This is a genomic window from Pseudomonas sp. TUM25319 (assembly GCF_056388475.1).
This window is the reverse complement of the sequence record NZ_CM150751.1, coordinates 4,512,344-4,535,303: the sequence shown is the minus strand read 5'-3', so window position 1 is coordinate 4,535,303 and position 22,960 is coordinate 4,512,344. Positions and strand designations below refer to the sequence as shown.

At 66.3% G+C, this 22,960-nt stretch carries 19 protein-coding genes; 11 read left to right on the top strand and 8 right to left on the bottom strand.

Annotation, left to right across the window (positions count from 1 at the left end):
• Positions 1-9 precede the first annotated feature (9 nt).
• From AC05QJ_RS20650 to AC05QJ_RS20605, 10 genes are all read left to right on the top strand, one after another.
• On the top strand, positions 10-1,737 hold the full coding sequence (locus AC05QJ_RS20650; protein ID WP_476743136.1) for a sensor histidine kinase: 1,728 nt from the start codon (positions 10-12) through the stop codon (positions 1,735-1,737).
• Positions 1,738-1,744: 7 nt separating this feature from the next.
• Positions 1,745-3,082 carry a sigma-54-dependent transcriptional regulator gene (locus AC05QJ_RS20645; protein WP_476743135.1) on the top strand — a complete coding sequence of 446 codons (1,338 nt, stop codon included), beginning with the start codon at positions 1,745-1,747 and terminating at the stop codon, positions 3,080-3,082.
• A gap of 232 nt (positions 3,083-3,314) precedes the next feature.
• Positions 3,315-4,637 carry an ABC transporter substrate-binding protein gene (locus AC05QJ_RS20640; RefSeq protein WP_476743134.1) on the top strand — a complete coding sequence of 441 codons (1,323 nt, stop codon included), beginning with the start codon at positions 3,315-3,317 and terminating at the stop codon, positions 4,635-4,637.
• Positions 4,638-4,664: 27 nt separating this feature from the next.
• A complete protein-coding gene (locus AC05QJ_RS20635; RefSeq protein WP_476743133.1) occupies positions 4,665-5,999 on the top strand; it encodes an ABC transporter substrate-binding protein in 1,335 nt (444 codons plus the stop codon).
• Between the two features lie 68 nt (positions 6,000-6,067).
• Positions 6,068-6,967, top strand: a complete 900-nt coding sequence (locus AC05QJ_RS20630; RefSeq protein ID WP_476743132.1) for a branched-chain amino acid ABC transporter permease — start codon at positions 6,068-6,070, stop codon at positions 6,965-6,967.
• Entirely contained in the window at positions 6,967-7,926 is a 960-nt protein-coding gene (locus AC05QJ_RS20625; RefSeq protein ID WP_476743131.1) for a branched-chain amino acid ABC transporter permease, read from the top strand. The genes AC05QJ_RS20630 and AC05QJ_RS20625 overlap by 1 nt, the downstream gene beginning before the upstream one ends.
• Complete coding sequence (locus AC05QJ_RS20620) at positions 7,923-8,693, top strand: ABC transporter ATP-binding protein (protein WP_476743130.1); 771 nt, start codon at positions 7,923-7,925, stop codon at positions 8,691-8,693. The genes AC05QJ_RS20625 and AC05QJ_RS20620 overlap by 4 nt, the downstream gene beginning before the upstream one ends.
• A complete protein-coding gene (locus AC05QJ_RS20615) occupies positions 8,690-9,337 on the top strand; it encodes an ABC transporter ATP-binding protein (protein WP_476743129.1) in 648 nt (215 codons plus the stop codon). The genes AC05QJ_RS20620 and AC05QJ_RS20615 overlap by 4 nt, the downstream gene beginning before the upstream one ends.
• Before the next feature lie 6 nt (positions 9,338-9,343).
• Positions 9,344-10,498 carry an iron-containing alcohol dehydrogenase gene (locus AC05QJ_RS20610; protein WP_476743128.1) on the top strand — a complete coding sequence of 385 codons (1,155 nt, stop codon included), beginning with the start codon at positions 9,344-9,346 and terminating at the stop codon, positions 10,496-10,498.
• Between the two features lie 10 nt (positions 10,499-10,508).
• Positions 10,509-11,663: an iron-containing alcohol dehydrogenase gene (locus AC05QJ_RS20605; RefSeq protein WP_476743127.1), complete on the top strand. Its 1,155-nt coding sequence runs from the start codon at positions 10,509-10,511 to the stop codon at positions 11,661-11,663.
• 205 nt (positions 11,664-11,868) lie between these two features.
• Here the strand turns inward: AC05QJ_RS20605 and AC05QJ_RS20600 are convergent, their stop codons facing one another.
• The 8 genes from AC05QJ_RS20600 to AC05QJ_RS20565 form a co-directional block, all read right to left on the bottom strand.
• Positions 11,869-12,819, bottom strand: a complete 951-nt coding sequence (locus tag AC05QJ_RS20600; protein ID WP_476742461.1) for an IS110 family transposase — start codon at positions 12,817-12,819, stop codon at positions 11,869-11,871.
• A 246-nt stretch (positions 12,820-13,065) separates the two neighbouring features.
• Positions 13,066-15,195 carry a TonB-dependent siderophore receptor gene (locus AC05QJ_RS20595; protein WP_476743126.1) on the bottom strand — a complete coding sequence of 710 codons (2,130 nt, stop codon included), beginning with the start codon at positions 15,193-15,195 and terminating at the stop codon, positions 13,066-13,068.
• 217 nt (positions 15,196-15,412) lie between these two features.
• On the bottom strand, positions 15,413-16,702 hold the full coding sequence (locus AC05QJ_RS20590; protein WP_476743125.1) for an OprD family porin: 1,290 nt from the start codon (positions 16,700-16,702) through the stop codon (positions 15,413-15,415).
• A gap of 56 nt (positions 16,703-16,758) precedes the next feature.
• Positions 16,759-18,078: an MFS transporter gene (locus AC05QJ_RS20585; RefSeq protein ID WP_476743124.1), complete on the bottom strand. Its 1,320-nt coding sequence runs from the start codon at positions 18,076-18,078 to the stop codon at positions 16,759-16,761.
• A 78-nt stretch (positions 18,079-18,156) separates the two neighbouring features.
• On the bottom strand, positions 18,157-18,681 hold the full coding sequence (locus AC05QJ_RS20580) for a gamma carbonic anhydrase family protein (protein WP_476743123.1): 525 nt from the start codon (positions 18,679-18,681) through the stop codon (positions 18,157-18,159).
• 21 nt (positions 18,682-18,702) lie between these two features.
• A complete protein-coding gene (locus AC05QJ_RS20575) occupies positions 18,703-19,887 on the bottom strand; it encodes a CaiB/BaiF CoA transferase family protein (RefSeq protein WP_476743122.1) in 1,185 nt (394 codons plus the stop codon).
• An 11-nt stretch (positions 19,888-19,898) separates the two neighbouring features.
• Entirely contained in the window at positions 19,899-20,822 is a 924-nt protein-coding gene (locus tag AC05QJ_RS20570) for a hydroxymethylglutaryl-CoA lyase (RefSeq protein WP_476743121.1), read from the bottom strand.
• A gap of 135 nt (positions 20,823-20,957) precedes the next feature.
• The gene (locus AC05QJ_RS20565; protein WP_476743120.1) at positions 20,958-21,860 is read right to left on the bottom strand and encodes a LysR substrate-binding domain-containing protein; all 903 of its coding nucleotides are present in this window, start codon (positions 21,858-21,860) and stop codon (positions 20,958-20,960) included.
• 152 nt (positions 21,861-22,012) lie between these two features.
• Between AC05QJ_RS20565 and AC05QJ_RS20560 the strand changes: the two genes are divergently transcribed.
• Positions 22,013-22,957: a Ppx/GppA phosphatase family protein gene (locus AC05QJ_RS20560; protein ID WP_476743119.1), complete on the top strand. Its 945-nt coding sequence runs from the start codon at positions 22,013-22,015 to the stop codon at positions 22,955-22,957.
• The last annotated feature ends 3 nt before the right edge of the window (positions 22,958-22,960 follow it).

Here is a 22,960-nt window from a genome sequence, read left to right as displayed (position 1 = left end):
ACAAAGCCCATGGATATCGAATTCCCCGCGAGCGCCCTGTGGCGCCGGTTCGCTCGCCCGCGTCGCAGCCTGGTGGCGCGCTACACATTGCTGTCCATCCTGGTCATGAGCGTGGCGCTGATCGCCCTGGCGGTGCTCTACGAGCAACTGGCCAAGGACCTGCTCAATCGCCTCACCGGCGAGCGCCTCGACGCCCAGGCGCTGTCCACGGCCAACCGGGTGTCGTCCTTTCTCGACGACCGCTTCTACCAGCTCTCGGCGCTGTCCAATCACCCCAACATGCCGGATTTCATCGCCGACCCGTTGCACCCGGCCGGTGATGTCGATGCCTTGCTGAAGCTGGAAAGCGAACTGCCATTTCTCTACGGCCTGCTGTTTTTCGACGAGAACGACCGCCTGCTCAAGGTATTGCCCGGTCCGGCCGCGTCCGGTGCGCCGTACTGGAGTCGGGAGGGCTGGTCGCTGGCGGACCTGCCGCGGCAAACGGTGGGCGATATCGAGGTGATTGGCCCGGCCATGCCTCAGGCCGGGCGCTCGGGCTGGCTGCTGATCCGCAAGACCATCCGCAATGGCCGCACCGACCACCGGGTGCGCATCGGCCTGCACCTGCGCCTGGCGTCGGTGACTGAACTGCTGGTCAGCGCCGGCCTGGGCGGGGTGGTCACGCCGTTGCTGCGGGTGCCGGGCGGCGCCTACGTCGACGCCACCGGACGCCAGGTCGAGGCGCCTGCCGACCGGCGCGACGGGCCGGTGATCCTGCCCGGCTGGCAGATCGTCTTCAGTGTGCAACCGGGGGCCGTGCTCAAGCCGCTGGACGATGCGCGCTGGTGGCTGTACCTGGCCGCCGTGGGTTTCATCGGTTTTATCCTCGTGGTGTTCTTCACCCTGTCGCGGCAACTGCGATCGCGGGTCGGCACCCTGGTGGAAGGCGCTCATCAGTTGTCGTCGGGCGACCTCGATTACCGCCTGCCGGAGCAGAACCACAACGACGAAATCGGCCGGGTGACCCGCGCCTTCAATGTCATGGCCGGGCGCCTGGCGGACGTCATGGAGCGCACCGTACGCTCGGAAAACCTCGCCGTGCTCGGCACCTTCGCCACCGGCGTGGCCCATGAGGTGCGCAATCCGCTGGCGACCATGAAGACCACCGTACAGGCGCTGCTGCGCCGCGAGCAGGAAGCCGAGCGCCGGCTGCTGCTCGGTGATCTGTGCCAGGAGATCGACCGCCTGTCCCACGTCACCAGCGACTTGCTGGAGTACGGTCGGCCGCACCCGGCCCAGCCGCAGGCGGTGGACCTCGCCGCGCTGTTCCAGCACACCGCTCGACTGATCGCACCGGAGGCCCAGGCCAAGGGTGTCGAATTCAGCGCCCACTGCCCGCCGGGCCTGCTGCTCTGGGTCGACCCGGACCAGGCCCGGCAGATCCTGCTCAACCTGTGCCTCAACGCCGTCGAAGCCAGCACCGCCGGCGCACCGGTGGCCCTGACCGGTGAAGCGTGCGGCGAGCGCATCTGCGTGACTGTGGCCGACCGCGGCTGCGGCATTGCGCAAGCGGCGCTGCAGCAGGTGCGCCAGCCGTTCTTCACCCTCAAGGCCCGTGGCACCGGGCTGGGCCTGAGCATCTGCCAACAATTGCTGGAAGCCAACGCCTCGCGAATGGATATCGCGAGCACGGCGGGCGAGGGCACGGTAGTGACCCTGGAGTTTCCCACGCCCGCAGCGACTGACCTGAAGTGAGCGACCGATGTCCGAAATACATGTACTGATCGTCGATGACGAAGAAGCGCTGGTGCGCTCCCTGAGCTATGCCCTGCGCGGCGAAGGCATGCTGCCCCGTGCGGTCTACAGCGGCGAGGCGGCGCTGGCGCTGCTGGCCGACAGCACGGTGCGCGTCGATATCGTCCTGCTCGACCTCGGCCTGCCGGGCATGGACGGTATCGCCACCCTCGACGGCCTGCGCAAGTGCCGGCCGAACCTGCCGGTGATCATGATCTCCGCCCACGGCGACACCCGGGCTGCGGTACAGGCGGTCAAGGGCGGTGCCACCGACTACCTGACCAAGCCCTTCGAACTGGACGACCTGCTGGCGACCCTGCACGGCGCCCTCGACGTCCCGGCCGTCGCCAGCGCGGAGCAGGGCGCACTGCTCGGGCAGAGCCCGGCGATGCGCGAACTGCATGCCGCCGTGCAGCGGGTGGCGAGCAGTTCGGCCACGCGGATCCTGCTGCTGGGCGAGTCCGGCACCGGCAAGACCCTGGTGGCCCAGGCCCTGCACGACAGCAGCTCGCGGGCCGCACACCCGTTCATTGAGGTCAACTGTGCGGCACTGCCGGAGCAGTTGATCGAGGCCGAGCTGTTCGGCTCGGAAAAGGGCGCCTATACCGGCGCCCACCAGAAGCGCGTCGGCCTGGTGACCCAGGCCAACTACGGCACGCTGTTCCTCGATGAAATCGGCGAATTGCCGCTGGCGCTGCAGGCCAAGCTGCTGCACTTCCTGGAAAACGGCAGTTACCGCGCGGTGGGGGCCAGCCAGGCCAGCAGCGCCGATGTGCGAGTGGTGGCAGCGACCAACCGCGACCTGGCCGATGACGTGCGTCAGGGGCGCTTTCGCGAAGACCTGTTCTACCGCCTCAACGTCATCACCATCGATATCCCGGCGCTGCGCGAGCGCGGCGACGACATCCTGCTGCTGGCCCGGCATTTCGCTGCGCGCCAGGCCCGGGAAGAGAAGGCCGCGCCCGTCGATTTCCAGGCCGATGCCGCCGCCGCACTGGTGCGGCACCGCTGGCCGGGCAACGTGCGCGAGCTGAAGAACCTGATCGAGCGCCTGACCATCCTCATGCCGGGCCAGGCCATCGCGGCCGCCCAGTTGCCGGCAGCGATGCACAGCGCCGAGCCTGCGCCCAGTTCGCTGTCGGCGCTGGACGACCAACTGGAGCGTGCCGAGCGCGAGCTGGTCACCGATGCCCTCAGCCGCAGCGCCGGCCACAAGGGCCTGGCCGCCGACCTGCTGGGGATTTCCCGGCATGCCCTCAAGCGCCGTCTGCAGCGCCTGGGCATCGAGCGCGGCGATGAGCGCTAACCGCTCAACCGCTCGCCCGCGCTGAGCGGCTGCCGCTCAACCTCCTGCCTCCCGCGCCGTGGCAACCGCTGCCACGGTGTGTCGATCACCCCGCGTTTCACCGTTAAAAGCCTTGTCCCAGAGCGCTTTGGCGGTTTCTCATGCACCCATGCGCGAAGGCTGGCACAGCCTTTGCGATAACCCTTTCCGTAAACCGACAAGAGGGCGTCGACGAACGCCCCAGAGAGACCTTATGCAACGGCCATTTTTCCGACTGCCCACCGTTATCGCCCTGAGCGGCCTGCTGCTGTCCCACGCTGGCATGGCCCAGGCCGGTCGTGTCGAGCTGGGCGCGGCCGCGACCCAGGCGGACCTGACCCTCGGCTGCCTGTACCCGATGACCGAGCGGGCGGCGATCTACGGCCAGGACAGCATCGCCGGTATCCAGGTGGCTCTCGGCGAACTGCAGGCCGAGCGCGAGGCGGGCCAGCAACTGCCGCGCCTTCGCGTCATCATCGACGACGACCAGTCCAAGGCCTCCTACGGCACCAGCCTGGCCCGCGCCTTCATTCGCAAGGACGGCGTGCAGGTGCTGTGCGGCATGGTTTCATCCGGGGTGGCGATCGCGGTGAGCCAACTGGCCCGGGAAGAGAAGGTGCTGATGATCGGCACCGACCATGCCTCCTCGCGCATGACCCTGGAAAACGGTCATCGCTACTACTTCCGCATGACCAACGACACCTGGACCTCCATGGCCGCCGGCGCCCACTACCTCAAGGCGCTGCAGGCAAGGACCGGCTGGAAGCGCCTGGCCTTCATCGGTCCCGACTACGAGTACGGCCACGTCTCCCGCGACGACCTGCACGAAGCGCTGCGCCAGCTCGGGGTGAAATTCGAAGACGTCACCGAGCTGTGGCCGCGCCTGTACGAGCCGGACTATTCGGCCTATATCGCCGCGCTGGAACAGGCCAGGCCCGACATCATCGTCTCGGCCCTGTGGGGCGGCGACTTCCATGCCTTCGTCAAGCAGGCCGCCGGCACCCGGCTGTTCGAGACCTCGCGCCTGGCCAACTTCGACACCGGCGGCAACTACGACTTCCTCGTCGCCCTCGGCGACAAGGCGCCGCCGGGGCTGATCCTGTCTGCCCGGCACCACAACAACTGGCCGGACACACCGCGCAACCGCTCCTTCGTCGAGCGCTTCCATACCCTCACCGGGCGTTACCCGACCTATGCCGCCGAAGGCGCCTACAGCGGCGTGATGGCCCTGGCCCGGGCCAGCCAGAAGGCCGGCGGCGCCACCGACACCGAGTCGCTGGTCAACGCCCTCGAAGGGCTGGAAATCGCTTTGCCGGAAGACCCGCCGGGCTTCGTCTCGCGCATCGACCCGCTGACCCACCAGATCCAGCAGGCCCAGGCGGTCGGCACCCCGGTGCGCAGCGACGACTATCCGCCGGCGAAGCTGATGCTCGGCGACTGGTCGGTGTACTCCGCCACCGACCTGCTGCCCGATCCGGCCACCCGCGCCCGGCGCCAGGCCATGCAAATCCGTAATCCCGAGGGGCATGCCCCTTAGCCCTGTAAACCCGCAATGGAAATGACCATGAACAACTATAAGAAAAGCGTCTCGCAACACCGCAAAGCCCTTCCGCTGGCCCTGGCGATTGCCACGGCGGGCATCACCGCCAGCATGACCGGTGCGGCCGTCGCCGCCGAAAACGGCAAGTTCCGCATCGGCGTAGTGACCTTCCTCTCCGGCCCTGCCGCCGGCCCGTTCGGCGAGCCCTCGGCCAATGCTGCCAAGGTGCTGGTGGAGGGCCTCAACCAGGGCAAGCTGCCAGCGCCTTACGACAAGCTGGGCATCAACGGCGCCGAGATCGAAATGGTGATCATCGACGAGGCCGGCGGCGCCGCCAAACAGGTGGAAGAATTCCGCAACCTGGTGCAGCGACAGAAGGTCGATGCGGTGGTCGGCTACATCTCCTCCGGCGACTGCCTGGCGATCGCGCCGGTGGCCGAGGAGTTGGGCGCGATGACCGTGTTCTACGACTGCGGCACCTCGCAGCTGTTCAGCGAAGACAAAACCCCGCAATTCGTCTTCCGCACCAGCCTCGACGCGGCGGTGGACAACATCGGCGCCGCCCGCTACCTGGCCAAGACCCGTCCGGACGCCGCCCGCGTCGGCGGCATCCAGCAGAACTACGCCTGGGGCCAGGACAGCTGGAGCGACTTCACCCTGTCCATGGCCCAGGTCATGCCCAAGGCCCAGGTGGTCGAATCGCAGATGCCGAAAGTGTTCCAGGGCCAGTACGGTGCGGAAATCTCGGCGCTGTCGGTCAAGCGCCCGGACATCATCCACTCCAGCTTCTGGGGCGGCGACATGGAGGCCCTGGTGCTGCAGGCCAACTCCCGCGGCCTGCTGGAAGACGCCACGGCGGTGCTGACCTGCGGCGAGTCGGCGCTGGAGCGCTACAAGGACCAGGCCCCCAACGGCATGATCATCGGCGGCCGTGGCCCGTTCGGCGCCTTCTCGCCGGATAACGCCCTGAACAACTGGTTCACCGGCCAGTACAAGGCCGCCTACAAGTCGGCGCCGACGTATCCGGCGAGCAAGATGGCCCAGGCCATCCTCGGCCTGAAATTCGCCGCCGAGAACGCAGGTGTGCAAGCCGGCAAGATCCCGGCTCCGGTCGAAATGGCCAAGGCCATGAAGGGCGCCACCTTCGAATCGGTCTCCGGCACCGTGCAGATGGCCCGCGCCGGCGGCCACCAGGCCATGCAGGGCATTGCCTACGGCGAGTACCACTACGACGCCGCCAGCAAGACCGGCAGCGTGCAGAACGTCATCGCCTTTGCCGGCGAGTGCGTGACCCCGCCGGATGGCACCACTGCCCACGACTGGATCAAGGCCGGTTTCCCCGGCGCGCAGTGCAACTGATCGCGGTGCACACACCTGACTGATCGTGGCGGCCGGTCCCGGCCGCCACTCTTGCCTGGTACGAATTTATGCTGAGTCTTTATGCGGTGCTGATCGACGGCGCCATCTATGCCTCGTGGCTGTTTCTGGTCGCGGCGGGGCTCACCGTCATCTACGGTGTCATGCGCATCCTCAATATGGCCCATGGCAGTTTCTACGCCATCGGTGCCTATGCCGCCGCCTCGCTGGTGGGCTGGTACTTCAACAACGGGGTCGGGCCGGTGTGGGTCGGCTACCTGATGATGCTCGGCTGCGCCCTGGCCGCCGGGCTGGTGGTCGGGCTGTTGATCGAGCGCGGGCTACTGCGCTTCATGTACGGCCGCGACGAAGTGCTGATGGTGATCATCACCTACGCGCTGCTGCTGATCCTCGAAGACGCCATGAAGATGATCTGGGGCGTCAACCCGTACTTCGCCTACCAACCCTATGCGGAAATGGGCCGCAGTGTGCTGGCCGGGCTCAAGGTGTCCAACTACGACCTGATGCTGGTGGCCATTTCCCTGGTGCTCGGCTTCGGCCTGTGGCTGTGGCTGGAGCGCACTCACCAGGGCAAGGTGCTGCGCGCGGTGATCCATGATCGCGAAGTGGCCCAGGCCATGGGCGTCAACGTGCGCCGGGTGTTCACCCTGGTGTTCATCCTCGGCACCGTGCTCGGTACCCTGGCTGGCGCCCTGACCGCACCGGCGATTTCCGTGGCGCCGGGCATCGGCGTGGAAATCATCGTGCTGGCCTTTGCCGTGGTGGTGATCGGCGGCATGGGCAGCATCGAAGGCGCCGCCCTCGGCGCGCTGCTGGTGGGCCTGAGCCGCGCTGCGGCGGTGCATTACGCGCCGCAATTCGAACTTTTCGTGATCTACGGCGTGATGGCGCTGGTCCTGGCGGTGCGTCCGCAGGGACTGTTCGGCCGCGTGCTTGCGAGGAAAATCTGATGCGCCTGGATAAAACCGAACTGATTCTGCTCGGCGTCGCCGTCGTGCTCGCCGCCGGTGGCCTGATCGCGCCGCAGTGGCTGGTGTTCCTGCTGACCATGGCGCTGGCCAAGTCCATGGTGGTGCAGGGCGTAGTGATGCAGATGCGTGCCGGCCTGGTGACCTTTGGCCAGGGCCTGTTCTTCTGCATCGGTGGCTACGCCGTGGGCATGGGCGGGCATTTCCTGGATATCAGCGACCTGCCGACCCTGCTGCTGCTCGGCGTTGCCGCCGCGGTGGCACTGGCGATGATCCTCGGCCTGTTGATGACCCGCTACCGCGAGATCTTCTTCGCCATGCTGTCGCTGGCGTTCTCGATGATCCTCTACGGCATGCTGGTGAAAAGCCCGGCCCTGGGCAGCACCGACGGCTTCAACGTCAAGGCCTGGACCCTGTTCGGCTGGAGCCCGGCCGCAGGCCAGGCGCCGCTGGCGCTGTTCGTGATCATCGTTGCCGTCACCGCGGTGCTGGCGATTCTGCTGCACCGCTATGGCCGCAGCAGCGCCGGGGCGATGTGCGAGGCGATCCGCGAGAACGAAGTGCGGGTCGAGTACCTCGGCCAGTCTCCGCGCTGGGTGCTGTACATGAACTACGTCGCCGCCGCCGGGGTTTCGGCGCTGGGCGGGGGCTTCATGGCCCTGGCCGCCGGGCACATCGACCCGGAAATGGCCTACTGGATCACCTCCGGCGAGTTCGTCTTCATTGCCCTGCTGGGCGGCACCGCCCACGTCGCGGCGCCGATCATCGCCGCCGTGCTGTTCGCCGTGGTGCGTACCTACGCCATCGAGCTGGTGCCCCATAGCTGGCAGATGATCCTCGGCATCACCTTGCTGGCGATCATCGTGTTTCTTCCCAAGGGCCTGTGGAGCCTGTTCAGTGGTCAGGCCCGCCGGGCCAAGGCAGTGGAGGCCAAGGCATGAGCCGCATTCTCGAAACCCGCGGGCTGTACAAGGAGTTCGGCGCCGTCACCGCGGCCAAGGACGTCAACGTCAGCATCGCCAGTGGCGAAGTGGTCGGTGTGATCGGCTCCAACGGTGCCGGCAAGACCACCTTCATCAACATGGTCACCGGCTACCTCAAGCCGAGCCGGGGCGAAATCCTCTTCAACGGCCAGTCGATCATCGGCCGCACGCCCCGTGCGATTACCCGTGCCGGCATGGCTCGCTCGTTCCAGGTGGCGCAGTTGTTCCCCGAGCTGACGGTGCTGGACAACCTGCTGATCGCCCTGGCCGCCGCCGAATCGCCGTTCCCGTCGTTGTTGCGGCCGCTGCGCAGCGAAACGCGGATCGCCCGTGCCGAGGCGATCCTGGCCGAGTTCAGCATCCTCCACTGGCGTGACAGCAAGGTCACCGCCGTGCCCCAGGGCGTGCGCAAGCTGATCGACATCGCCATGGCGCTGATCGGCGATCCGCAGATGCTGCTGCTGGACGAACCCACCAGCGGCGTCAGCGCCGAAGAGAAGACCCAGTTGATGGACACCGTGATGCAGGTGGTGTCGCGCCACCAGGTCACGGTGCTGTTCGTCGAGCACGACATGGACGTGGTGCGCCGCTACGTGTCGCGGATTCTCGCCTTCTACAGCGGCGAAGTGCTGGCCGACGGTCCGCCCGAGGACGTGCTGGCCAATGCCCGGGTCCAGGAACTGGTCACCGGCGGACACAAGGCCCACAAGGGAGCCCACGCATGAGCCTGGAAATTCGCAACCTCAACGTCGCCATCGAGTCGGTGCCGATCCTGCACAACGTCTCGCTGAACGTGGGCGGCGGCCAGATGGTCGGCCTGATCGGCCATAACGGCGCCGGCAAGACCACCCTGATCCGCACCCTGATGGGCCTGCTCGATGCCAGTGCCGGCTCGATCCGTTTCAACGGCACCGACCTGCTGGCCCAGCCCGGTCATCAACGGGCGGCGGCGGGCATCAGCTACCTGCCCGAAGACCGTCGGCTGATCCCGGCGTTGACGGTGGAGGAGAACATCCTCCTGCCGGTATGGGCCAACAAGCTGCCCGGCAGCGCCGAGCGCCTGGAGTGGGTCTACGGGCTGATCCCGGAGATCGCCCAGTTCCGCGAGCGCCGCGCCATGCAGTTGTCCGGCGGGCAGCAGAAGCTGGTCGCCCTGGCCCGGGCGCTGATGCCGGGCAACCGCCTGCTGATCCTCGACGAGCCGTTCGAGGGCGTGGCGCCGGTGCTGTCCCGACGCCTCACCGAAGTGATCGCCCAGCTCGGACAGGAAGGCCTGTGCGTGCTGATTTCCGAGTCCGATGACACCCATTCCGCTGACCTGGTCGATGCCGTCTACCGCATCGAGCGCGGCAGCGTGCGAGCAGGATGAATAGCCATGTCGACCTTTACCTTTGAAACCACGCCACGGGTCATCTGCGAAGTCGATGGCGCCTTGCGCCTCGGCGCCCTGTGCCGCGAACTCGGCGCCGAGCGGGTGCTGCTGGTGAGTGACCCGGGCCTGCAGCGCGCCGGCCTGCTGGAGGCGCCGATGCAGGCGCTGCACGAAGCCGGCGTCGAGGTGACGCTGTACAGCGACGTGCAGGCCGATCCACCGGAGGCCTCGGTGCTCGACGCCGTGGCGGCGGGGCGCGGTTGCCGTGCCCAGGCGGTGATCGGCCTGGGTGGCGGCAGTTCGCTGGACACCGCCAAGCTGGTGGCGCTGCTGTGCGGCCATGAACAGGCGCTGGCGGACATCTACGGCATCAACCTGGCGAAAGGTCCGCGGCTGCCGCTGATCCAGGTGCCGACCACTGCGGGCACTGGCTCGGAGGTCACGGCCGTGGCCATCGTCACCAGCCCGAGCCACGAGAAGAAGGGTGTGGTCAGCCCGCTGCTGTACCCGGACATCGCCTTGCTCGATGCACGCCTGACCGTCGGCCTGCCGCCAGCGGTGAGTGCCATGACCGGCGTGGACGCCATGGTCCACGCCATTGAGGCCTACACCAGCCAGCACAAGAAAAACGTGCTGTCCGACGGTCTGGCGCTGCAGGCCCTGCGCCTGCTGGGCGGCAACCTTGACCGCGTGCTGGCCGAGCCGGGCGATCTGCAGGCGCGCTCGGACATGCTGCTGGGCTCGATGCTCGCCGGCATGGCCTTCGCCAACGCCCCGGTGGCGGCGGTGCACGCGCTGGCCTATCCGCTGGGCGGGCATTTCCATGTGCCCCACGGCCTGAGCAACGCCCTGGTGCTGGTGCCGGTGCTTGAGTTCAACCGTGGCGTGGCCGAAGCGCTGTACGCCGAACTGGCGCCGGCGCTGCTGCCGGGCCGGCATTTCGCCAGCGCGGCCGAGGCCTGTGATGCCTTCATCGGCTTCATGACCGCGCTGGTCGAGCGCATGCCGTTCGCCCAGCGCCTGGCCGAGGTGGGCGTGACCGAGGCCGACCTCGACCGCCTCAGCGACGATGCGATGAAGGTCGAGCGTCTGCTGATCAACAATCCACGGCCGGTCACCTGGGCGGATGCCCGGGCGATCTACGCCTCGGTCCTGTGAGGAGCGTGCCATGAACCATGAATTCAGAAGCGTGCCGCGGATCGTCTGCACCGCCGGGGCCTTGCAGCAGATCGGCCAGGTATTCGCCGGGCTCGGCGCCCGGCGCGTACTGCTGGTGTGCGACCCCGGCATCGTCCGCCTCGGCTTTGCCGGCAAGGCCCGGGCAGCGCTGGAGGCGGCGGGCTGCACCGTCGCCGTGTTCGACCAGGTGGTGGCCGACCCGCCGGCCGGGGTGGTGGAGCAGGCGGTCAGCCAGGGCCGCGCCTTCGAGGCCGATGGCGTGCTGGGCCTGGGCGGCGGCAGCTCGCTGGACGCGGCCAAGCTGGTGGCCTTGCTGATCAACAGCGAGCAACCGCTGGAAGCCCTCTACGGCACCGACAAGGCCCGTGGCCGGCGCCTGCCGCTGGTGCTGATGCCGACCACGGCGGGTACCGGCTCGGAAGTGACCTGGGTGTCGGTCATCACCGACGCCCAGCAGCGCAAGCAGGCGGTGTACGCGGCGCAACTGATGCCCGATGTGGCCGTGCTCGACCCCGAGCTGACCCTCGGCCTGCCGGCCCAGGTCACGGCGGCCACGGGGCTGGATGCCATGGTCCACGCCATCGAGGCGTACACCAGCCGCACCCGCAAGAACCCTATCGCCGACGGCCTGGCCACCACGGCGCTGGGTTTGCTGGGCGGCAACCTGCGCAAGGTGCTGGCCGATGGCAGTGATGTGGCGGCGCGGGAAGCGATGCTGCAGGGTTCGCTGATGGCCGGCATGGCCTTCGTCAACGCCTCGGTGGCGGCGATCCATGGCCTGGCGTATCCGTTGGGCGCACGCTTCCACATTCCCCACGGCCACGCCAATGCCCTGGTGATGGCACCGATGATCCGCTTCAACCTGAGCGCGGCGCAGCAGCTGTACGCCGAGCTGGCGGGGCACCTGTTGCCGGGCGCGGTGTTCGCGGACCAAGCGCAGGCTGCCGAAGCCTTCGTGCAGGCGATCGAAGCGCTGGTGCGCGACAGCGGGCTGGAGCCTAGGCTGTCGAAGCTCGGCATCGATGAAGCGGCGATACCGGTGATGGCGGCGGATGTGGTGGGCGGGTTGCAGCGGCTGATCGACGCCAATCCGCGGGAGATGGATGTGGAGCAGGTGGAGGCGATCTACCGCAGGATCTACTGAAGCGTGGCGACCCCATCGCCGGCAACGCCGGCTCCCACAGGTTTTGTGCCAGGCGATGGACCTGCGCATCACCCGGACACCGTGGGAGCAACTGTCTTTAAGGATTTTTTTCAAACGCCCCCTTCAGGCATGGCTTCGCCAGCGATACCGCATTGCGGTTTCGCTGGCGAAGCCCGCTTTTCAGTAAATCAGCCCTCGCTTGCTGTCAGGTTGCGGGTATCTGAGATTTCGGTTCTTTCCACTTCGTGCCGTCTCGCAGCATCGCGTTAAGACGTACCAGGATCTTGCGCATGCAGGCCACAATAACGACCTTGGCAAGTTTGCCTCGCGCTCGCAGAGCCTCATATTCGGCTTTGACTTCCGGATCGTGGCGAACCATTGACCAGGTCGACATATAGAGCACACGGCGCACTGCATAGCGCCCGCCTTCGATCGATCTGGGGCCGCTCTTCTTGCCGCTGTCGTTGTTGTAAGGGGCTAACCCTACCAGGGCCGCGATCTTGCGCCCTGTCACGGCTCCGAGCTCAGGCAGCGATGCCATGAGCGTGCCGCACGCAATGACTCCAATCCCTTTCACCGATCTCAACTGACTGGCTTTCTCCTGATTCAGGGCGTTCGAGGCCTTCTCAATCGCCTCATCCAGTGCTTTGATTTTCTGGTTCAGATAAGCGATGAGATCGGTGTAGGTGGATATAGCTATGGCCTGAGTGGTTTGTTGTATCCGGCGCTTGTTGCTGTCTCGATCCTTGACCAGATTGCCTCGCAGCTTGATCAACTCCCCCAGCTCATCCCGAGCCTGGTTAGGCTCAACCGGCGGCAAGTCCTCGATATCTCGGGCAAACTTCGCCAGCATCCGAGCGTCGATTTTGTCGGTCTTGGCAAGCTTGTTCATGGATCTGGCATAGTCACGAGCGCGCTTGGGATTGACGCGAACCACATTAAGACCGCTTAGCTGCAGGGCCTTGAGCAAAGCCCTCTCATAACCACCGGTGGCCTCAAGCAGTACTCGCTCGACTTCAAGCCCGTTCAGGCATGCAATCAGCTGAGCGAAGCCATCAGAGTCGTTACTGATCTGGAACTGCGGGTAATTCGCAGGAAGAAACCCCACATCCACAGTCGCTTTCGAAACATCGAGACCAACAAAGTAGGAAATCATCGCCAAGCCCTCTTACACTCAAGAAGTGAGAGCGCTCTGACCTATCCCTAGCTTGTGATTTCGAGTTTTGCCGCTCATCCAACTGTTCGGGCTTCTGGTCAGAGTGAGAGGTGGATGGCGACTTGGCTCCCACTCGTGCTTTAAGCACCGCTGGCATTCAGTCTGCCATCCACCGCTCTCACCCTTCTGAGTTTAAGAGGCCTTGAAGACACAAGCTGGCGTTGCCAGCGATGAGGCCGGCAGCCCTCAGAAGGTGTACGCCACGCCCGCCTGCACCGTCCGCGGCGCACCCGGATAGGCGTAAGTGTTGAACGCACCCTCGTCATAGCCCTTGTTGAAGACGTTCTTCACATCCAGATTCAGCCGCACATGCTCGTTGACCTTGTAGAAGCTCAAGAGGTCGACGACGCTGTAGCGCTCCATGGTGTAGGTCACCGCTTCGGTCTGGCCGTTGCGGTCATCCACATACTTCACCCCGACGCCAAGGCCCAGGCCCTTGGCGAAGCCGTCCTGGAACTCGTAGGTGTTGAGCAGGCTGAAGCTGTTGCGCGGGATGTTGGCCAGGCGCGTGCCGGTGGGCAGGCGGTTGTCCTTGGTCACTTCGGCGTCGACGTAGGCGTAGCCACCGATCACCCGCCACTCGGGAGTGATGTTGCCGGCGATGTTGAGGTCCAGGCCACGGCTGCGGACCTGGCCGGCAGCGATGCTGTAGTTCGGGTCCACCGGGTCGCGGGTCAGCACGTTTTCCTTGACGATGTGATAGACCGCGCCGTCGATGCTCAACTGGCCGTCCAGCGCTTCCCACTTCATCCCCAGTTCGTACGACTTGCCTTTCTCCGGCTCGAAGCCGTCACCCTGGCGGCTGGCGCCGCTGTTGGGCTTGAACGAGCGTGCCGTGTTGGCGTAGACGGCCAGGGTGTCGGTCAGGTCGTAGATCAGGCCGAAGCGTGGGGTGGCGGCATTCTCGGCCGCTTCCCAGCCCTTGGCGCCCGGCAGGTAGTTGTCGTACTGGTGTTCGAAGCGCTCGATACGCACGCCGGCCAGGGCCTTGAGGCGTTCGGTCAGCGCCACCTGGTCCTGGATGAACCAGGCCCAGGTCTTGAGGTTTTCCTTGTCGTTCGTCGTGGTGCGGGTCAGCGCCGGACGCGGCTGGCCCAGTACCGGGTTGTAGAGGTCGATCGGGTAGGTGCCGTTGGCGGCCGACGAACGCAGGATGATCGACTGGTAGTCGTAGTCTTCGTACTCGACGCCGGTCAGCAAGGTATGGGAGAACGCGCCGGTGTCGAAGTGGCCGGTGAGGTTCAACTGGTAGTCGCGGTCGGTCCAGTCCAGCTTGCGCCAGTTGAAGTTGCGCTGCAGGGTGCGGCCGTCGGCGGGGGCGCCGTTGGCTTCCACGGCATTGCCGTGCAGGGTACCGTCCAGCCACTGGAAGCCGCCGGCCAGGGTCCAGTCGTCGTTGAGGGCGTGCTCGAAGCGCAACTGGGCCATGTCGTTGTCGTTGTGCAGCAGGTTGTCGCTGCCTTTTTCCCAGACATTGGTGTCGCGCGAGGCGCTGCCGGTCTGGGTGGTGTAGCGGGTCAGGCCGCGGTCCAGCGGGTGGTTGTTGCGCATGAAGTCGCCTTCGAAAACGATCTTCGTCGCCTCGTTGACCTGCCAGCTCAGTACTGGCGCCACTTCGTAGCGCTCGCTCTCGACATGGTCGCGGAAGCTGTCGCCGCCTTCGCCAAGGACGTTGAGACGGTAGGCGAGGCTGCCGTCCTGGTTCAGCGGGCCGCTGGCATCGAGGGTGGCGCGGTGCATGCCCTGGTCATCGAACTGGCTGCCGAGGGTGACTTTCTGCTCCGGCAGCGGTTGCTTGGTGACCACGTTGAAGGTGCCGCCGGGATCGCCACGGCCATACAGGCTGGTGGCCGGGCCGCGGATCACTTCCAGGCGTTCGAGGCTGGCAGCGTCCGGGGCGTTGGGGTAGCCGCGGTTCATCGGGAAACCGTTGCGGTAGTACTCGCCGGTGGTGAAGCCGCGCACGGTCACGGTGGTCAGGCCCTGGCCGCCGAAGTTGTTGGCCCGGCCAACGCCGCCGGCGTAGTCGAGAGCGTCCTGCAGGCGGGTGGAGCCGGTGTCTTCGAGGACATCCTTGGGTACCACGCTGACCGACTGCGGGGTTTCGTGCAGCGCGGTATCGGTACGGGTTGCACTGGCGGAGCGGCTGGCCTTGTAGCCCTGCACCGGGCCGTCGGCGCGCTCGTAGTCGGCGGCGTCGGCGTTGATGTTCACGGCGTCGAGCTGGAGATTACCGGGGGTAGTGACGGGCTGAGCGGCCCAGACCAGCGAAGGAGCAGCGTGGAGCAGGCACAGCGAGACAATCGTGCGGCGCATCGTTGAGAAAATCCTGGCAGGAAAGTTGTAGGACAACGCAAAAGGCGCGGGATAGTATCTGCGTGCGATTCGCATTTGCAAATACTTTTTGAACTGATGGTATGCCAGGTTTTTTGATGGGTTGGACAGGAAAAGTCGCGGAACAGAGCGCTTCGAATGTGGCGTGGCCCCTGTGGGAGCTGGCAAGCGGAGCGCCGCCCGGCCAGCTCCCACAGGCTCAGAACGCGATCTCGTAGGCGACGATCACCCGGTTCTCATCCACCCCGTCCTGCACATTGGAGCGTGCCGTGGCGTTGCGCCAGCGCAGGCTGAGGTTCTTCAGCGCGCCGCTCTGGATGACGTAGGTGAGGTCGGTGGTGCGCTCCCATTCCCGGCCATCCTCGTCCTGTGCCCGCAATAGGGCGGCCTTGCCGGTGGCGACATGCCCGGGATCGACGCCATCGCCTTTCACATAGCGCAGGGTGAAGGTCAGGCCGGGTACGCCGAGGGCGGCGAAGTCGTAGTCGTAGCGGGCATGCCAGGCGCGTTCGTCCTGCAGGGCGAAGGTGTAGGCCTGCTGCTCGCTGAACAGGTAGGTGTCACTGCCGCCCACATAGGCGTAGGCAGTGTCGCCCGACAGTTTCTGGTAGCCGCCACTGAGCCTGTGCCCGCCCAACTGGTAGCCGAGGTTGCTGCTCAGCGCACGGTTGTCCACGTCGCCGATACGTCTTGCGCCTACGTCTCGCGCGCTGAAGTAGCGAACCTCGCTGAACACTTTGCCCGGCCCCAGGGGCAGGGCGTACTTCACACCGAGGAAGGTGCGCCGGTAGAAGTCTTCCAGTTCGCTGGCATGGGCGCTGAGGGTGAGGTCGGCCAATGGCTGGTAATCGACACCGCCATAGCGGTAGCTGTCGCTGCGCGTCGAGGATGACCAGGCACCGAGCTGGCCCATGGTGGTGAGGTCTTCGGCGTCGCTGGAGTCGCGCTGTTTCACCTTGTCGACCCGGCCGGCATGCAGGGTGAAGGGGCCCAGGTCGCGGGACACCAGTTGCCCGCCGCTGAAATACTGCGGCAGCAGGCGGCTGGTGTTCGAGGCCAGCAGCGGCAACTGCGGGTTCAGGCCGCCATAGCGCAGCTCGGTCTTGCCCAGGCGCAGTTTCGCGGTCAGCAGCATTTTCGAATAGGCATCCTCGGCGTGGTTGTCCGAGTCCCGCTGCAGCAGGCCGGTGCCGGAGCGGCCGGGGGCGGAGTCCAGCTTCACGCCGAGCATGGCCACGGCATCCAGGCCCACGCCGACGGTGCCGGCGGTGTAGCCCGATTGCCAGTTGAGCACAAAGCCCTGGGCCCATTCCTCGCGCTTCGACTGGCTGGGAAAACCGTCGCGAAAGTCGCGGTTGAAGTAGAAGTTCTTCAGTTCCAGGCGGCCCTTGCTGTCGTCGATGAAGTCCGCCAGGGCGCACTGGGCGAACAGGCCGAGGCCCAGGCCAGCGCCCACGGCGAGGCGCAACCGGTAGGAGGTTGTTGTCATGGTTGTTACCTGTCGGAAGGGGAGAGCTCGCCGCGCAGATGCCGCGGCGAGGCCGGTCAGGCGCGGGCCGGGTCTTTGACGTAGAGCGCGATCAGCACGACGCTGGCGAGGATCAGCGGCACGATCGACAGCATGCCCATGTAGCTGATGCCGGTGAGGTCGTTGACAAAGCCCACCATGGCCGGCGAGATGATGCCGCTCAGCTGGCCGAGGGAGTTGATCGCCGCGGTGCCGGTGGCGATGCCAAGGCCAGAGAAGGTGGACTGCGGGATGGTCCAGAACACCGGGATGGCGATGAAGGTGCCCGCCGTCGCCAGGACCAGGGCAAGCATCAGCGCCACCGGGCTGCCAGCGAAGCCGCAGGCCAGCAGGTAGCCCAGTGCCGAGGCCACCATGCACCACAGCAGGTAGCGCTTGCGTTTGCCGGTGCGGTCGGAATGGCGGGTGACCAGGAGCATGCCGATGCAGGCGACGATGTAGGGCGAGGAGCTGAGCAGGCCCACCAGCAGCAGGTCTTTCACCCCGGACAGCTGGATCAGGTTGGGCATCCAGAAATTCAGGCCGTAGGCAGCGCTCTTGACCACGAAGTAGATCAGCGCGAATACCGCCACTTCACGGGTGAACAGCACCCGCCACAGCGAGCCGTGGGCGCCCTTGGCGCTGCCGCGATCCTGTTCCAGGTTGGCCTTGAGCTGGTGCTTTTCCTCGGTGCTCAGCCATTTCGCCGAGTCGATGTCCTTGTCCAGCTTCCACAGCACCGCCAGCCCCAGCAGCACACAGGGCAGGCCCGAGAGCAGGAACAGCCAGTGCCAGCCGGCCAGTCCCAGCAGGCCGTCCATCTTGCCGAGGATCAGCCCCGCCGCAGGCGAGCCGATGGCGCCGGCCAGCGGTACGGCGAGGAACCACAGGCCATTGATCCGCGCCAGGTAGCGCTTGGGAAACCAGCAGGCCAGGTAGAACAGGATCGCCGGGCCGAAGCCGGCTTCCATCACGCCGATCAGGAAACGCAGGAAGTACAGGGTGTACTGGGTGTAGGCGAACACCAGCGCGGCGGTGGCCAGGCCCCAGGAAATCATGATGCGGCAGATCCACGCCGGCGCCCCGTACTTCTTCAGGCCCCAGCTGCTGGGTACTTCGAACAGCACGTAGCCGATGAAGAACATGCTCGCGGCCAGGCCGTAGGCGGCGTCGCTCAGGCCCAGTTCGGCCTGCATCTGGGTCTTGGCGAAGCTGATGTTGATGCGGTCGAAATAGGAAAACAGGAAGCAGATGATCGCCAGCGGCATGATGCGCCACGCCACCCGGCGGTACAGCAGCAGTTCATTGAGTTGCGCGGATGCACGGGGCATTTCCAGCGTCGTCGAGGACGTGGTCATGGTGTTCTCCATTTCTTGTAATTGTCGGAGAGTGGCCGCCAGTGTACGGCGGCCTGGTCTTTTGTGTGGGGCCGGCGGTCAGCCGATACGCACCAGGGTGCGTTTGTGTACCTGTGCCCGGGCCACGTAGTCGCGGGCGTTTTCCCGGAAGGTCTGGATCGCCTCGTCGCTCAGCTCGCGCACCACCTTGGCCGGGGCACCGAGGATCAGCGCGTTGTCGGGGAACACCTTGCCTTCGGTGACCACGGCGCCTGCGCCCACCACCGAGTTGCGGCCGATCACCGCGCCGTTGAGGATCACCGCCTGGATGCCGATCAGGCTGCCGTCGCCGATGCTGCACCCATGCAGCATCACCTGGTGGCCGAGGGTGACATCGTTGCCTACCCGCAGCGGGTAGCCAGGATCGCTGTGCAGCACTGCGCCTTCCTGGACGTTGCTGCCGGCGCCGATCTCGATGCGCTCGTTGTCGCCGCGCAGTACCGCCTGGGGCCAGACACTGGCGCCTTCACCCAGGGCCACTTTGCCGATTACTGTCGCGTCTTCGGCAACGTAGACGCTGTCATGCAGTTCCGGCCGGTGGCCGTCGTATTCGTAGATCGCCATGTGGGTTGTTTCCTGCTCAAGTCAAGGTTCGCCGCGCAACACGCCAGCATCGCTCAGGCGGGCGATGTCGCTGTCGCTGTAGCCCAGGTCATGCATGACCTGCCGGGTGTGTTCGCCGATGCGGGCGATGGCGCGACGCGGCGCCAGTCGCTCTCCGTCGAAGGAGAAGGGCAGCAGCGGCATGCGCGTGTGGCTGCCGTCTTCCAGTTGCAGGTCGGCGAGGCCGCCGCTGTGCAGCAGGTGCTCGTCGTCGAACAGTTCCTCGGGCTTGCGGATCGGCGCGAAGGGGATGCCGTTGGCCTCCAATTGCGGTGCCAGGGCCTGGGCGTCGACGGTGGCGAAGATCTCCGCCAGGTGCGCCAGCAGGCGTGGGCGCTGCAGAACACGGTCGTTGTTGCTGACCAGGCTCGGGTCGTTCATCAGCTCCTGCTGGCCCAGCAGGGTGCACAGGGTGCGCCACTGGCCGTCGCCGGTGGCGGCAACGAACATCTGCTCGCCGCCGGCGAAGGTGAACACGTCGTAGATGGCCCAGGCGCTGATGCGGTTGGGCATTGGCGCCGCCGCCTCGCCAGTGACCACATACTGCTGCATGTGCTGGGCGGCCAGCAGCACGCAGTTCTCGTAGAGCGCGCTCTGCACCTCGCGCCCCTGGCCGCTGGCCTGACGCTGGAACAGTGCGGCGAGCACGCCGATGGCGCCGAACATGCCGCCCATGATGTCGTTGACCGAGCTACCGGCGCGCAGCGGCCGTCCCACCGGACCGGTCATGTAGGCCAGGCCGGCCATCATCTGCACCACTTCGTCCAGGGCCAGGCGCTGGTCGTAGGGGCCGGCGAGAAAACCCTTGTGGGTGGCGTAGATCAGCCGCGGGTTGCGCTGTTTCAATGCTGCATAGCCGAAGCCGAGGCTGTCCATGCGGCCCGGCTTGAAGTTCTCGATGAACACGTCGGCGCTGTCCAGCAGCCGGAGCACCGCATCGCGGCCCTCGGCGCTCTCGACGTCCACGGCGATGCTCTGCTTGTTGCGGTTGAAAGTGCGGAAGAAGCCGGCGCCGGCACCGAGCAGGCGGCGGGTGCCGTCGCCCTTGAGCGGTTCGACCTTGATCACCTCGGCGCCGAGGTCGGCGAGGATCATGCCGCAGGTGGGGCCCATGACCATATGGGACATTTCCACGACGCGCACGCCGTCGAGTGGCAGCTGTTGCATGGCGGATCTCCTCAGTGCGCAGGCGCGACGAAGTGCTTGGGCAGGCCGGCGCGGGCGATGTAGCCGTACAGCGGTTCGCCGGGCAGGGCGCGCGTCAGCAGTTCGCGGGAGGCGATCAGGCGCTCCAGGTCGATGCCGGTGGCGTAGCCCATGCTCTGCAGCATGAACACCAGGTCTTCGCTCACGGTGTTGCCGGACGCGCCCGGAGCGAAGGGACAGCCGCCGAGGCCGGCGAGGGACGAATCCAGTTCGGTGATGCCGTGCTGCACGGCCACCAGGCTGTTGGCCAGGGCCAGGCCACGGGTGTCGTGGAAATGCGCGGCCTGCAGCTTGTCGCCGGCGATGGCACGCACCGCATCGAGGGTCAGGCCGACCTGGCCGGGGGTGGCGTAGCCGGTGGTATCGCCGAGGGACACCTGGTCGCAACCGGTCTCCAGCACCAGGCGGGTGAGGGCGCACAGGTCGTCGAGGCGGACCTCGCCCTGGCGGGTGCAGCCGAAGGCGGTGGACATGCCCGCCACCATCACCACGTCAGGACGACCGCTGCTGCTGCGCAGGTCGCACATGCGGGCGAATTCCTCGACCATTTCCTTGGGCGAGCGGCGTACGTTGGCCTGGCTATGGGCGGCGCTCACCGAGATCGGCGCGACGATGCGATGGGCACCCGAGGCCAGGGCGTTTTCGGCACCGCGCAGGTTGGGGGCCAGTACGGTGACGGTGAGGCCGGGGCAGGTCAGGGCGTGGGCGACCACTTCGGCGGCATCGGCCATCTGCGGCAGCAGGCGGGCCGGAACGAAGGAGGCAACCTCCATGTGGCGCACTCCGGCGGCGTAGGCCAGGTCGATCCAGCGCTTCTTGTCGTCGGTGGACATGATGCTCTGCAGGCTCTGCAGGCCATCACGCAGGCCGACCTCGTTGATGATTATTCTTGTCATGGTCTTCTCGCATGGCTACGGGTCACGGTCGAGGGCGCTGCCGCCGACAGCCATAAGGTAGGCAGCGAGCCGGCCAGGGAAAAGACGTCTTTGAAGGGGCTATCCATCGCCAACCACGATGGATAGCCGATCGCCTCAGTCCTGCGGCGGGATTTCCGCCAGCAGGTGATTGAGCAGGCGGCGGGCGGAGGGCGACAGGGCGTCCTGGTCGCGCACGCAGATAACGAATTCGCCGCGGGCCCAGGGATCGGTCAGCGGGATGATGCGCAGGCCGAACAGCTCGGCATAGCGCGACACCGCCTCCCGCGGCAGGATGGTCTGCGCGGTGCCGGCCTGGACCATGCGGTAGGCGGCGTCGAACGACGGCACATGGGCGCGGATGCGCAGCTCGCGGCCCAGTTCCTGGGCGGTGTTCTGCATGAAGCTGTTGAGGGTCGCAAAGGCCGAATGGCCGATGTGCTCGTAGTCCAGGGTCTCGCCGAGGGTCACGCTGGTACGGTTGGCCAGCGGGTGGCGGGCATTGACTATCAGTGACAGGTGATCACGGCGGTAGGGGATGAACTCCAGCTCGCCCCGGGCCATGGTCTTGCGGCAGATACCGATATCGGCCTGGCCTTCGAGAATGCCGCGCACCACGTCGAAGCTGAAGCGCTCCTCGATGTCCACGCGGATGTTCTCGTGGAGGCTCATGAACGACGACAGCGACTCGGGCAGGAACTCCATGATCGATGAGATATTGGCCAGCACTTTCACCTGGCCGCGGGCGCCTTCGGCGTACTCGCCGATCTCGCCTTGCAGCCGTTCCATGCTGCGCATCAGTTGTCGGGCATGGCGCAGCAGCGCCTGGCCGGCGGGCGTGGGTGTGACGCCGCGCTTGCTGCGGCGCAGCATCGGCACGCCGAGGTCGGCCTCGATATCGGCGATGCGCTTGCTCACCGCCGATGGCGCGATGAACTCCCGCTCGCTGGCGCGGGCGATGGTGCCTTCCTCGCAGACCGCGATGAACAGGCGCAGGGAAATCGGATCGATGTGCCACATCGGAGCAGGCCTTGGTGTCGTCGAAGTGCGGGAGGATACAACAACCTTCAGGGCGGCGATCGCTGAGCGTCGCTGGCGCGGCGCGGGGCGTTCATCCAACTGTCATGTAACGGGATATATCCTCCCAGCCTGGAATAGGTCAGGAATCTCCCATGAAAGGCACCGCCTCCCTGTTTGCCGCCGTCGATCTCGGCTCCAACGCATTTCGCATGACCATCGGTCAGCAGGTCGCAGGGCATCGCCGGCCGTTGATTCGCAAGGTCAAGAGCCTGCGCGAACCGGTACGGCTGGCCGAGGGGCTGCAGGGCGACGCGCTCGATCCGCTGGCGCTGCAGCGCGGCTGGCAGGCGCTTGAGCGTTTCGGCAAGCACCTGAGCGGTTTCCAGGAGGGCAGCGTGCGCGCCGTGGCCACCAGCGCGGTACGCCAGGCACGCAATGCCAGCGTGTTCCTGGAGGAAGCCGAAGCGCGCCTGGGCTTTCCGATTGACGTGATTTCCGGCGAAGAAGAAGCCCGTCTGGTGTTCTCCGGCATTGCCCACACCATGCCCTGCAACAAGACCACGCGCCTGGTGGTGGATATCGGCGGAGGCTCCACCGAACTGATCATCGGGCGCGGCAAGCAGCCGGTCTTCTCCGAAAGCCTGACCATTGGCAGCGGTACCTTCGGCAAGCGCTTTTTCCCCGGCGGTCAGGTCGACAGCCGTTCGCTGCAACAGGCTGAACAGGCGGCCTGCTTGGCGTTCTCGCGGGTTGCCCGGGAGATTGGCGCGCACGGTTGGCACGCGGCGATCGGTTCGTCCGGCACTGCGCGCATGCTGGCACGGGTGCTCAAGGCCAACGGCCTGAATGAGGGCGGCCGTGACGGTATCACCTATGCCGGTCTGCTGCGCCTGTCCCTGAGCCTGCTCGAGGCCGGGCAGGTCCGGCGCCTGAAGCTGTGTGGTCTGCAGGAACACCGCCTGGGCATGTTGCCCGGTGGCCTGGCGATCATGCTGGCGGCGTTCAAGGCGTTCGGCATCGAGGATATGACACCGTCCGAGCCCGGCCTGCGCTTCGGTCTGTTGCACAGCCTGATGGACAGTCGCCGCTGCGCCTGAGCC

Excerpts from the sequence above, each read along its gene's own strand:
- AC05QJ_RS20650 (WP_476743136.1), top strand. The coding sequence starts at position 10 with ATGGATATCGAATTCCCCGCGAGCGCCCTGTGGCGCCGGTTCGCTCGC.
- AC05QJ_RS20645 (WP_476743135.1), top strand. The coding sequence starts at position 1,745 with ATGTCCGAAATACATGTACTGATCGTCGATGACGAAGAAGCGCTGGTG.
- AC05QJ_RS20640 (WP_476743134.1), top strand. The coding sequence starts at position 3,315 with ATGCAACGGCCATTTTTCCGACTGCCCACCGTTATCGCCCTGAGCGGC.
- AC05QJ_RS20635 (WP_476743133.1), top strand. The coding sequence starts at position 4,665 with ATGAACAACTATAAGAAAAGCGTCTCGCAACACCGCAAAGCCCTTCCG.
- AC05QJ_RS20630 (WP_476743132.1), top strand. The coding sequence starts at position 6,068 with ATGCTGAGTCTTTATGCGGTGCTGATCGACGGCGCCATCTATGCCTCG.
- AC05QJ_RS20625 (WP_476743131.1), top strand. The coding sequence starts at position 6,967 with ATGCGCCTGGATAAAACCGAACTGATTCTGCTCGGCGTCGCCGTCGTG.
- AC05QJ_RS20620 (WP_476743130.1), top strand. The coding sequence starts at position 7,923 with ATGAGCCGCATTCTCGAAACCCGCGGGCTGTACAAGGAGTTCGGCGCC.
- AC05QJ_RS20615 (WP_476743129.1), top strand. The coding sequence starts at position 8,690 with ATGAGCCTGGAAATTCGCAACCTCAACGTCGCCATCGAGTCGGTGCCG.
- AC05QJ_RS20610 (WP_476743128.1), top strand. The coding sequence starts at position 9,344 with ATGTCGACCTTTACCTTTGAAACCACGCCACGGGTCATCTGCGAAGTC.
- AC05QJ_RS20605 (WP_476743127.1), top strand. The coding sequence starts at position 10,509 with ATGAACCATGAATTCAGAAGCGTGCCGCGGATCGTCTGCACCGCCGGG.
- AC05QJ_RS20600 (WP_476742461.1), bottom strand. The coding sequence starts at position 12,819 with ATGATTTCCTACTTTGTTGGTCTCGATGTTTCGAAAGCGACTGTGGAT.
- AC05QJ_RS20595 (WP_476743126.1), bottom strand. The coding sequence starts at position 15,195 with ATGCGCCGCACGATTGTCTCGCTGTGCCTGCTCCACGCTGCTCCTTCG.
- AC05QJ_RS20590 (WP_476743125.1), bottom strand. The coding sequence starts at position 16,702 with ATGACAACAACCTCCTACCGGTTGCGCCTCGCCGTGGGCGCTGGCCTG.
- AC05QJ_RS20585 (WP_476743124.1), bottom strand. The coding sequence starts at position 18,078 with ATGACCACGTCCTCGACGACGCTGGAAATGCCCCGTGCATCCGCGCAA.
- AC05QJ_RS20580 (WP_476743123.1), bottom strand. The coding sequence starts at position 18,681 with ATGGCGATCTACGAATACGACGGCCACCGGCCGGAACTGCATGACAGC.
- AC05QJ_RS20575 (WP_476743122.1), bottom strand. The coding sequence starts at position 19,887 with ATGCAACAGCTGCCACTCGACGGCGTGCGCGTCGTGGAAATGTCCCAT.
- AC05QJ_RS20570 (WP_476743121.1), bottom strand. The coding sequence starts at position 20,822 with ATGACAAGAATAATCATCAACGAGGTCGGCCTGCGTGATGGCCTGCAG.
- AC05QJ_RS20565 (WP_476743120.1), bottom strand. The coding sequence starts at position 21,860 with ATGTGGCACATCGATCCGATTTCCCTGCGCCTGTTCATCGCGGTCTGC.
- AC05QJ_RS20560 (WP_476743119.1), top strand. The coding sequence starts at position 22,013 with ATGAAAGGCACCGCCTCCCTGTTTGCCGCCGTCGATCTCGGCTCCAAC.